Raw genomic sequence first — 10401 nt, 5'->3', positions numbered from 1 at the left:
AACCCTTGGAGCATGCCTAGTGCGCAAAATCAAATTCAAATCGTGGACACCCATGAAACCTTTGAAACCCTTGCCGTTACTCGCTTGGCGCGGGTTGGCAGTCAAATAAACCGGACACTACTGAGCACATTTATTAAATACTTTTAAATCAATTTGACGCCCCTCAGCCCGGCGGTGTGCTGAGCCAAAATGAGATAAGCCAGTCCGCTGTGGCGACGTTTTTCCGTGATGGCCAATGGGGGTAGGGTGTCAGCCCTCATGAAAAAGAAGCGCTCAGTGTCTTCAGTGGCCCCAACTGTTGCGGGTCCGGTTCACCAAGGGGCTAGGCCGCAGACTTGCTGCGGTGGAGTGGTAGAAACATGTGGACCTTGCCCTTGAAACCCTAGGGTGTGAGGATGGCCATAGGTTCTACGCCAAAGGTGCTGAAGCCGCAACTGCGGTACAAATCGATAGCCGATTCGTTGCCCTCAGTGACCGTGAGTGTGAGCATGAAAAGCTGCTCATTTGATTGGGCGTACTCAACAATTGCCTCTATGAGCGCGCGACCAGCGCCCTTTCCCCTTGCGGAGGGCGTGACATACATTCCGACGACCAGAGCCTTGTGCTTGGTCTTGGGCTTCTTCGATACCTCCAGCGCCACGGTGCCAAGAAGATCTTGACCTTGGAATGCTCCGAATGCTGCGCTCAGGCTTGTAGGGTCGGCAATCCGCTTGATCCAGAAGTCCTCGTGTTCAGCGGCACGCTCTTGGGCGGTAGAAGTGAAAGCGTCAGCCGCAAGTTGGTAGGCCTCCAGCATCAGCTCGCGGTACTGCTTTGCATTCGAAGGCTTGAGGAGTGTGATGTGCATGTCTTTTGCGCCCTAAGTTTGGCGTTTTCCGGCGGGCACCCCATTGCTTGGATTGGAGACCGCATTTTTTACCGCGCTTTGCACAGCATGTTCAAACTTGATGCCCCAGCCATCACGGATGTTCGAGCAGTAGGCAACTTCCTTCAAGAGCTCGGCCTCAGCGGCGGGTAGAAAACGTGGCTTGGTCACCGAGCGATACCTCATTTAGCGAAAACTTCGTCGGCGTCGATGCTCTCGGCTTCACCGTGATCATGTTCAGCCAAGTGGCGCTCAATCTCAATCTTCAAGGCCGCCTCAACTTCGGCGATGGCCGGTTCGTGGAGTGACTCAAGCAAAATATCGACCAGGCGCGACCGCTCTTTCGGTAAGAGCGCCTTGCCGCGCTGTGCGAGTTCTGTCACTTGATCCTGCATAACAGTCTTCGAGGCGGACTCACTACGCGGAAACAGCCAGAACCGCCTTCGGATTTGTGCGAGCTATTGCAAGGAGCGTGCGCGCTGCACCGCTAGGCTGCTTTCTTCCTTGCTCCCATCCTTGGAGCGTGCGCACAGATACGCCCAGCAAGTTGGCAAACTGAGTTTGAGACAGGCCAGTGGCGTGCCTTGCTTCTGTGGCCGACGAGACAACAACCTTGCCTTTGCCAGCCTTCATGTCCTTGATTGACCGAAGGATCTCAGCGCCAATGTCACGCTTTTCTTCAAACGCAGCGATTTCAGATGGATTGAGCTTCTTAGATTTCGAGGGCACGACGAATCTCCTTGAGTGTATTGAGTGAGATATTCTCTGACTCTGACTTCGCATACAGAGTGAGGAGATAGACCTCGCCAGCTTCGTTCCGAACAAGGTAGACGATCCTGACGCCACCCGACTTGCCTGCTCCCTCACGTGCCCAACGAACTTTGCGTACGCCGCCTGAGCCACGAATCACAGAGCCGGCTTCTGGGTTCAGTGAAATGAAGGATGCAAACTCGGCTCGTTCATCTTCGTCCCAGTATTTGGGCCGCAGCTTCTGAAAGATGGGGCTTTCAACGACGGTAAGCATGCTCTGACTCTACGCCTAAAGCGCATAGAAGTCAACGGAGGTTTGCTGTGAGGCCTGAGGCTGCGCTGAACAAGCCACCGAATTCAGCGACATGCTGCTCGTTGATTGTTTGATGCGAGATGTGTTGGGTGAAGCGGCCCAATTTCGGCCCGAATTTCTGGCCTTTTCACGCCAGGCACGCGCTGAAGGCGCACTCCGGGGTGTCATTCAGACGAAGGACATCTTGCGCTGCAACGGCAACAATGTGACCTGCCGTTGGCTCGACAGCAAAACCAAACGCCTGACCACGCGCACCGTGAGTGGCGCGCAGTTTCTGCGTCTGGTAATGCATGTGCTGCCCAAAGGCTTTAGAAGGGCGCGCAACTTTGGTTTCTTGCATCCAAACAGCAAAAGGCTGATCGCCTTGCTGAAGTTGCTGGTGTTCAAGCGCCCAAGTGGCACCGCAGCCCCATCAGCGACATCTCAGACCACGCCGCGTGCGCAATGGACGTGCGCGTGCTGCGCCGGTGCCATGAGGGAGCTGCGCCGCCGAATCTTGCCATCGACCAATGCGCCGCCACCGCAACACAGTCAGGCCACCACGAACCAGTAACAATCCCGATCTCAGCTTGAGGATTGCGCAACAGTGCCCCAAAAGCACTGAGCATGTGCGCGACCAAAAACAGCCACACAGGGCCCAAAAGTGCCGCAATGGCACAAGGCGCACTGCCGTCAGATCGCTTGAGCCGAGTGAATGCTCAATCGCACAGGCAAGACAAAAAAGATGTTTTCTGTAGGGCTCAAACCACCGCCCAGAAACGGGCTCGTCCAACAAACAGACAGAAAAGCGGCTTCGCGCGACCTGTCCTTACTCGTTAGGCCGCACTCGCTAAGACCTTAACAAGTTGTAGAACAGGCAAGTGCGCAGCCCAAAGAGCAGGAAACACCTCAATGGGCTGATAGCCCAGTGAACAATAGAATTCACGGGTCTGGGCATAGGCCTTACTTGGATGGCTTGACGCAAGGGTTTTGACTTGCAGTGTAGTAGCACCATTGCTGGCAAGCCAAAGCTCAGCTTGTTTGTGAAGCTTTTTGCCTAGACCTTGACCCCGATATCCTATGTCAACTGCAATGCAATTCACTTCCCACGAGTTCCGGAAGTGTTCCTTGAGTGACAGAAAGCCTATTACTTGTTCCTTTTGTCGAATCACAAAGGTTGGCATGTGTAAGGTTGCGTTAGCGTATTCCAGCAAAGATTCTTCAATACCGAACCAATCCGGAAGCGTCCTCAGTACGCGTTCGCATTCGTCTTCAATCCCTGTAAGCGGACCGTCAATGTTCATTGTGTGCGGCCTAACGTCGAAGCTGCCCGGCACGCAGCATGCGCCGCGAAGCGGCCTCCTGCTGCTGCGTGTCCGCGCCGAGCGAAATGTTGGACGAAGCCGCTACGCGGAGCGGGTGTGCCGCAACGGCTGTTGGTGAATTCGTAAGCTGTAGGCTCATGCCTCAATTGTGGGGCATGTGATCTGCAACTTATCTGGAGTTCGCCCATGTCGACGTATCCCGGTGGCTATGACCCCGCCATTTTCCCCGAACCATTTTCCAGCGCGTACCGCACCCACCTGCAACACCTCAAGCTCAAAGGCCTGCAGCCCAAAACCATTGACGCTTACGCCCGTGCAATTCGGCGCATGGGCGACTACTCTGATTTTGCAATTGACAAGCTCTCGCCCACGCAACTGACCCACTATTTCAGCGATCTTGTGGCCTCCCATTCTTGGAGCGCCGTCAAACTCGATCTTTACGGCTTCAAGTTCTTTACCTTACACGTGCTGGGCAAACCCTGGAGCAGCCCAAACTTCATCAAGCCCCCCAAGGTTCAGCGCTTGCCTGACATTGTCACCGTCGAAGAAGCGCAAGCTCTGTTTGCCGCCACTCGGGTGTTGAGTTACCGCGTGTTTTTCTTCACGCTCTACAGCATGGGATTGCGCCTGAGCGAAGGCTTGGCTTTGAATCTACTTGGGCCGCTATCTGTACCGGGGCGTCATTCAGGAGAAGGACATCTTGCGCTGCGACGGCAACAAGGTCACCTCCCGTTGGCGCGACAGCAAAACCAAACGCCTGACCACGCGCACCGTGAGTGGCGCGCAGTTTCTGCGTCTGGTAATGCATGTGCTGCCCAAAGGCTTTAGAAGGGCGCGCAACTTTGGTTTATTGCATCCGAACAGCAAAAGGCTGATCGCCTTGCTGAAGCTGCTGGTGTTCAAGCGCCCAAGTGGCACCGCAACCCCATCAGCGACATCTCAGACCACGCCTCGTGCGCCATGGAAGTGTGCGTGCTGTGCCGGTGCCATGAGGGTGCTGCGCCGCCGAATCTTGCCATCGACCAATGCGCCGCCACCGCAACACAGTCAGGCGACCACGAAGCAGTAACAATCCCGATCTCAGCTTGAGGATTGCGCAACAGTGCCCCAAAAGCACTGAGCGTGTGCTCGACCAAAAACAGCCACACACTGCCCAAAAGTGCCGCAATGGCACAAGGCGCACTGCCGTCAGATCGCTTGAGCCGAGTGAATGCTCAATCGCACATGCAAGACAAAAAAGATGTTTTCTGTAGGGCAAAAACCACCGCCCAGAACCGGGCTCGTCCAACAAACGGACAGAAAAGCGGCTTCGCGCGACCTATCCTTACTCGTTAGGCGTCACCTGCTGGCCTCGACCATCTGATGCGCAAGGGCGTAACTACAGCATCCATCTCACCAGTTTCAGGCTCGATACCGACTTCTTCAAATCCAAGGCTTGAGTAGAAACGTTTCGCCGCCTCGTTGTCTGGTTTATAGCAAATGTGGATGTTCTGCGCAGTGTCGTCTGCGCATATCTCCCGAAGGACGAACTCAAGTGCCTGCCGACCGTACCCGCGCCCCTGAACACCTGCATCGATCATCAATCGCCAAATTTCATATGTGCCCGGTTCGCTATCACTGTCATCTGGCGTGCAGTACAAGACAAAGCCGATCACCCGCTCGTCACCGTAGATGGCATGGGTGCGAAGTGATGTATTGAGGCCGGCCTCGGCTATTGAATAGGAGTTGCTCGCGAGGTACTCGTATTGGTGATCAAGCAACCGAAGATCGACGACGTCGTCTAAGTTCTCCAGCGTGATCTTTCTTAAACTGATCTTCATATGAGCATTGATGCAGCGTGTGTTGTGACGCCTAACGTGGAGGTCACCGGCGCTAAGCGGCTTTATCGCGCAGCGTCCGGTGGAATGATGGGTTGGGCGCGGGGTAGTAATACATTGTCATGTGGTGGCTTGTACGATGACAGGAAAAGACGAATTACGAACGGAACTGCGGCAGTGATGCCTATTGCCGGAAGCCCAATTCCGAGAAAACAGAACACGCTACAAAAAAGCACGCCGGGAAAAACCAAAAAAGCTGCGACTGCATATGTGCATGCCGCGACAAACGAGAATACGCGGAAAAACACAATTTTCATCTTTTGATTTTCATCAAACCGTGGCACGCCACCTGGCCTTTTAGTAAAAGCTTGCCAAATGAGCCACGGGGTGAGGAACAGTCCAATGACTCCGAAGAAGGTGGCTCCGTAATAGATGACGCCGAGCTGCGACAAGCAGTTAATGATGTTGTGGTCCGGGCACATATTCATAGCGCCCAACGTGATGTAGACCGCAAAACCCGGTGGATACATCCTGGCCCAGTCGTTGCATCCTGTGAAAGAAATTGCGGCAAATGCCGTGCAGCAAGCCTTTGGCGCTTGCGTGTTGTTTTTTCATTGGGGTATAAATTTCCCATGAGCCCGGTGCTCCTTTTTTGTTCCACCCGCTTAACCAGTCAACTGCGTTAATGGATGGTGTGTGCGAACTATAAGATCAAAAAAATGCAAACACCACCGCTATTAAATTCTTTTTCATGAATTCGATTCCTCGCGGCCCGCAGGCATGCTGAATCAAGAAGAAGCAAGTAAGACCGACGTGGGGGCGTTTTTCCATGCTGGCCAATGACCGCAGGGTGTCAGCCTTCCTCCATGCGAAGGGCTCAGTGTTTTCAGTGGCCCCACCCCCACCGCAAAGCCCTCAAGCCGCCCCGTTGCACACCCGCAGCACTTGCTCGCCATAGGCTTCGAGTTTTTTGATGCCCAGTCCGCTCAATCCACGCCGCGGCGAAACACAAGGTCGCCAGGGTCGTGGCTGTAGAGCAGGGGCAGGCACTGGTTGGGCACCTGCAGGTAGCCGCAGCGCTGCACGACCGCTTTGCTGCGGACGTTGTGGGGATGCACCGTGGCCCAGGTGTCACCCATGAAGCCGAGTTCACGCAGGTGCTGGTGAAGCCAGTGCAGGCCCTGCGTTGCATGACCCTGACCCCAAACGGGCGGGCTGAACAAGAATGCCACTTCGGCAAGACCGTCGTGTACCGTGGCTTCGAGCCTTCCGATCAGTTGATCCGTGCTCGCCAAGCGCACAGCGAAGTGGTGCCACTGTTCATCGACGCCGGGCGGCGGGCCGGCCAGAGCCGTGTGCAAATCCAAGATGAAGTCGTCCCGTGTGGGCAGCCCGCCGATGAACTCATACACCTGCGGCAGGTCAAGCGCAGCCATGAGTTCATCGGTATCGCCCAGGCCCAAGGGGCTGTAACGGGTTCTGGCGGGCACGTTCATTGTCTGTGGCTGTGCTGGCACTCAGCCTTAGCGGCCCATGTCTTTCAAGATCTCGCGCGCCGCATTGTGGCCGGGCGCACCGGTGACGCCACCACCGGGGTGGGTGCCCGAGCCGCACATGTAAAGACCCGGCATCGGCCCACGGTAGTCGGCATGGCCCAGCACAGGTCGCGCCGAGAACATTTGGTCCAGGCTGAGCGCGCCATGAAAAATGTCGCCGCCGATCAGGCCAAAGGTGCGCTCCAAGTCCAGCGGGGAGTTGATTTGACGGCCCAGCACACTGGCCTTAAAACCCGGGGCGTGCGCCTCCACCGTGTCGATCATCAGGTCGGCCACCTCTTCGCGGTGGTCGTCCCACGAGCGTCCACCCGAGAGCTGGGGCTGCACATGCTGGCAAAACAGCGAGGCCACATGCTGACCGGCGGGGGCCAGCGAGTCGTCCAGGGTCGAGGCGATGAGCACCTCGACAATGGGCCGTGTCGACCAGCCGTGGCGGCGCGCATCGAGGTAGGCGTCGTCCATGTACTGCAGCGACGGGGCGATGATGATGCCGCTGGTGTGGTGGTCTTGCACACCCGCGCTGGGTTCGGCCGTGAACTGCGGCAGACTCGACAAGGCCACGTTCATGCGGAAAGTGCCCGAGCCGCTGCGCCAGCCTTTGATGCGGGTTTTGAAATCGTCGGGCAGGCTGTGCTCGGGCAGCAGCTTTTCATAAAGTAGTTTGGGGTGGACGTTGGAGATCACGCGCTGGGCGCGCCATTCCTGGCCCGAATCGCTCACCGCCCCCACCGCACAGCCCCCTTCAACCAACACCTCGCGCACCGGCGTGTCCAGCACGATCTTCACGCCTTGGGCCAAACAGGCGCTGGCCATGGCCTGGGTGATGGCGCCCATGCCGCCTATGGCGTGACCCCACGCGCCTTTTTTGCCATTGACCTCGCCAAACACATGGTGCAGCAGCACATAGGCCGAACCGGCCATATAGGGGCTGGCGAAATTGCCGACGATGCCGTCAAAACCCAGCAGCGCTTTGATGGGGTCACTCTCGAACCAGCGGTCCAGGTAGTCGCCGGCCGACTTGGTGAACAAATCAAGCACTTCACGGCGCATGACCATGTCCAGATCGGCAAAGCGCTTGCCCAAGCTGGCGCTCTTGAGCAGTTCAGGGATGGCTTGCAGCCAGCCGGTTTGCACCACATTGGGCGGCGTGGTGAGCACCAAGTCGCGCAGCAAGTCGGCCACGGTGTCAAGCACGCGGTTGTAGGCCGGCAGCGTTTGCGCGTCGCGTTGGCTAAAGCGCGCGACTTCGCGCTCGGTCAGCCCGTTGGGGCCAGCGCGAAAGGCGTCACCGTTGCCCAAGGGTAAGAAGTTCGACATGCGCCGCTCCACCACGCGCAGACCGTGGCCCGCCAGGTTCATGTCGGTGATGACTTTGGGGTTGAGCAGCGACACGGTGTAGGCCGCCACCGAGTTGCGAAAGCCCGGGTAGAAGGTTTCGGTGACGGCGGCGCCACCAACCACGCCCCGGCGCTCCAGCACCGTGACGTCCACCCCCGCACGCGCCAGGTAAAAGGCGCAGACCAGCCCATTGTGGCCGCCTCCAATGATCAATGCGGTTTTCATAAAGTGTCCTTCGCGTAGGGGGTGGATGGGGTGGATGGCGCAGAGGGAGCCCAAGGCTCAGCGGCACGCCGCTGTGACCACCCGGGTGGTGGCGCTTGGTAGGCGCAAGCCTCGGGAATGAGCGTGCGCAATCGCTGCGCAAAGTGGCGCAGGCAGACCTCTGACGAGCCCAGTGGGCCGCTGGTGTAGCTTGACGAGCCCATGCCCGACTGCACGCGGGTGATGAGGTCGGTGTCTTCGACGTTGACTTGGCGGTTGATGCGCCAGTTGAGGTAGCGCGCGGCCTTCATTCCGCGGCGCTCGTCGGGCAGCACGTAGGCGATTTCACGGATCACCGACTCGGTGGCCGATATCGGAATGAACTGCATGAAGTCGATTTGATCGGGGTAGATGTCAAAGGCCACGTTGGGCCACAAACGAAAGTAGGTCCACAGCCGTTGCCGTTCAGCTGGCAGATGGTCGACCACGGGCAAATGCTTTTGGTACAGACGCTCGGACCACTTGCTAGAAGGTTTGTCTTGCAGCGTGCCCCACAACTTGTCGACCCAAGTGCTGGCCTCTATGCCGTAGCTCTGACCAAACAGGCGCGTGAGGCCGGGATGCGCCACCATGATGTGCAGGCTGTCGCTGTAGTTGTCGGCGATGTTTTTCCAGTTCAGCGAACGCGGGCGCATGGTCACGCGGCCCAGGGGTTGGAGCTCTTCAAAGCGGTAAGCCGACAACTCGTGGGCATAGGGCGCCATCATCTCGCCAACTGAAGGCCCACCACCTTGCAGACGCACGAAAACAAAACCGAAAAACACCTCGGTCTCCACCGGCACCAGGCTGTGCTGGCTCAAGTCCAAGTCGCCATAGCTGGCGCGTTGCGGCAATGCGGTCAAGTGGCCCTGGAGGTTGTAGCTCCAGGCGTGGTAGGGGCAACCCACGCGCCCGCGCAAGCGACCGCTGGGGCCGTCCAGCAGCCGCGCAGCGCGGTGACGGCACACATTGTGAAAACCGCGTACCTGCTGGTCTTCGCCACGCACCACGAACAGCTGCTCACCGATGAAATCAAAGGTGTGGTAACTGCCCACATCGGGCACATCGCTGAGGTGGCAGACCACCTGCCACGAGGGGCGAAACACGGTCTCGCGCTCGACCTCAAAGTACTCTTCATTGATGTAAAGCCAAGCGGGCAGGCTGTGGGGGTCGCTGGGCTGGCAGTGTCCCCGGTAGGGACTTCCGGCTTGGGTGTGGTCCGGTTTGTTCATGGCGGTTTCTCCTAGAAGGCAAAAGGCGCTCCTGTCTTGACAGGGGCTTGAAAAAGCATTTTTCTGCTTATTGTACGATCGTATAATAAGACCTCCATGCTTGTCAATCATGAAAATTCAAAAGGCGATAGCCCCTGCTCACTTTGACAAGGCCGCCTTGCAAAAACCGGTGATGCCAATCAAGTCTTGGCCAAGCCCTGGGCTATAGTGAACCAACTCTTCGGTACACGACCCACAACAAGGAACCGCTGATCCGTGTCCAATTTGCCGAAATTCCACAGAATAAATGCCGACACCCGCCGCGACGCTTTGGTTCAGGCCGCTTTAGACAGCCTGGCCGCGCACGGGCATGAAGGCGTGTCGGTGCGCCGAATCGCGGCCATCGCGGGCGTGTCGCCCGGCTTGATCAACCACCATTTCGCCAGCATTGAAGAACTGGTCGCGCAGGCCTACGAGCACCTGGCCATGCGCTTGATGGCGCAACAAATGGACTGCGTGAATGCCGCCGCCAACACGCCAAAGGCCAGACTGCAGGCCTTCATCGAAGTGTCGTTTTCACCTTTGGTGCTGGACCCCAAACTCTTGACGGTGTGGTTGGTGTTCTGGTCCAAGTTGCCGCACTCACCCGCCTTGCTGGCCATCCACCGCCGCACCTGGGCGCATTACCGCGGTTTGCTGGCGGTTGAACTGGAAGGCATTGCCAAGGCCGAAAAACTGACAGGGTTTGACGCGGCCGACGCTGCCACGGCGCTGGCCGCCATGCTCGATGGCTTGTGGGTCATGTGGTGCCTAGACCCCAAGGCGCTGACACCCCACAAAGGCGTGGCTTTGTGCCTGGCTTGGCTGGACAACACCCTGGCTGCAGAAGTTCGACACCTTTTTCCAGAAACGCTTCCTTCCGCAGCCCAGTCTGCCAATAAATTCAAGCACTTGCGAGGGTTTTCAGACTGAAGCTTAAAAATCTTTGTAGTGGCACGTTATGC

12 protein-coding genes and 2 pseudogenes are annotated in these 10401 nt (G+C 57.5%); 5 read left to right on the top strand and 9 right to left on the bottom strand.

The genetic code is table 11. The features are described 5' to 3' along the window. Positions 1-382: 382 nt before the first annotated feature. The 4 genes from ACIQ39_RS16540 to ACIQ39_RS16525 all read right to left on the bottom strand — a co-directional run bounded on the left by ACIQ39_RS16540 (position 383) and on the right by ACIQ39_RS16525 (position 1889). Entirely contained in the window at positions 383-847 is a 465-nt protein-coding gene (locus ACIQ39_RS16540) for a GNAT family N-acetyltransferase (RefSeq protein ID WP_396435700.1), read from the bottom strand. A gap of 200 nt (positions 848-1047) precedes the next feature. Next, the gene (locus tag ACIQ39_RS16535) at positions 1048-1260 is read right to left on the bottom strand and encodes an addiction module protein (RefSeq protein WP_396435699.1); all 213 of its coding nucleotides are present in this window, start codon (positions 1258-1260) and stop codon (positions 1048-1050) included. A gap of 22 nt (positions 1261-1282) precedes the next feature. Further along, a complete protein-coding gene (locus tag ACIQ39_RS16530; RefSeq protein ID WP_396435698.1) occupies positions 1283-1594 on the bottom strand; it encodes a helix-turn-helix domain-containing protein in 312 nt (103 codons plus the stop codon). After that, a complete protein-coding gene (locus ACIQ39_RS16525; protein ID WP_396435697.1) occupies positions 1578-1889 on the bottom strand; it encodes a type II toxin-antitoxin system RelE/ParE family toxin in 312 nt (103 codons plus the stop codon). The genes ACIQ39_RS16530 and ACIQ39_RS16525 overlap by 17 nt, the downstream gene beginning before the upstream one ends. Before the next feature lie 91 nt (positions 1890-1980). Between ACIQ39_RS16525 and ACIQ39_RS16520 the strand changes: the two genes are divergently transcribed. After that, the gene (locus ACIQ39_RS16520) at positions 1981-2481 is read left to right on the top strand and encodes a transposase (RefSeq protein WP_396435696.1); all 501 of its coding nucleotides are present in this window, start codon (positions 1981-1983) and stop codon (positions 2479-2481) included. Positions 2482-2743: 262 nt separating this feature from the next. On the opposite strand, the gene ACIQ39_RS16515 is transcribed toward ACIQ39_RS16520, so the two are convergent. Beyond that, entirely contained in the window at positions 2744-3211 is a 468-nt protein-coding gene (locus ACIQ39_RS16515; protein WP_396435695.1) for a GNAT family N-acetyltransferase, read from the bottom strand. A 207-nt stretch (positions 3212-3418) separates the two neighbouring features. Here ACIQ39_RS16515 and ACIQ39_RS16510 point away from each other — a divergent pair. After that, positions 3419-3706 (top strand): annotated as a pseudogene (locus ACIQ39_RS16510) (phage integrase N-terminal SAM-like domain-containing protein); the annotation flags it as partial. A 175-nt stretch (positions 3707-3881) separates the two neighbouring features. Further along, positions 3882-4301: pseudogene (locus tag ACIQ39_RS16505) on the top strand (transposase); the annotation flags it as partial. 262 nt (positions 4302-4563) lie between these two features. Here ACIQ39_RS16505 and ACIQ39_RS16500 read toward each other — a convergent pair. Beyond that, positions 4564-5052, bottom strand: a complete 489-nt coding sequence (locus ACIQ39_RS16500; RefSeq protein ID WP_396435694.1) for a GNAT family N-acetyltransferase — start codon at positions 5050-5052, stop codon at positions 4564-4566. On the opposite strand from ACIQ39_RS16500, the gene ACIQ39_RS16495 reads away from it, so the two are divergent. Then, on the top strand, positions 5053-5373 hold the full coding sequence (locus tag ACIQ39_RS16495) for a hypothetical protein (RefSeq protein ID WP_396435693.1): 321 nt from the start codon (positions 5053-5055) through the stop codon (positions 5371-5373). Between the two features lie 662 nt (positions 5374-6035). Here ACIQ39_RS16495 and ACIQ39_RS16490 read toward each other — a convergent pair. The 3 genes from ACIQ39_RS16490 to ACIQ39_RS16480 are packed head-to-tail and all read right to left on the bottom strand — an operon-like array spanning position 6036 to position 9418. After that, positions 6036-6545: a GNAT family N-acetyltransferase gene (locus tag ACIQ39_RS16490; protein WP_396435692.1), complete on the bottom strand. Its 510-nt coding sequence runs from the start codon at positions 6543-6545 to the stop codon at positions 6036-6038. Between the two features lie 27 nt (positions 6546-6572). Next, the gene (locus tag ACIQ39_RS16485) at positions 6573-8168 is read right to left on the bottom strand and encodes a phytoene desaturase family protein (protein WP_396435691.1); all 1596 of its coding nucleotides are present in this window, start codon (positions 8166-8168) and stop codon (positions 6573-6575) included. After that, positions 8165-9418, bottom strand: a complete 1254-nt coding sequence (locus ACIQ39_RS16480) for an aromatic ring-hydroxylating dioxygenase subunit alpha (RefSeq protein WP_396435690.1) — start codon at positions 9416-9418, stop codon at positions 8165-8167. Before ACIQ39_RS16480 ends, ACIQ39_RS16485 begins: the two co-directional genes overlap by 4 nt. Before the next feature lie 255 nt (positions 9419-9673). On the opposite strand from ACIQ39_RS16480, the gene ACIQ39_RS16475 reads away from it, so the two are divergent. Beyond that, complete coding sequence (locus ACIQ39_RS16475; RefSeq protein ID WP_396435689.1) at positions 9674-10369, top strand: TetR family transcriptional regulator C-terminal domain-containing protein; 696 nt, start codon at positions 9674-9676, stop codon at positions 10367-10369. Positions 10370-10401 lie beyond the last annotated feature (32 nt).

Origin of the sequence: Limnohabitans sp. (genome assembly GCF_044361645.1) — a bacterium.
In the GTDB taxonomy this organism is placed as follows: domain Bacteria; phylum Pseudomonadota; class Gammaproteobacteria; order Burkholderiales; family Burkholderiaceae_C; genus Limnohabitans_A.
Note: the sequence above shows the minus strand (reverse complement) of the source record. Positions and strands in the feature narration are given on the sequence as shown.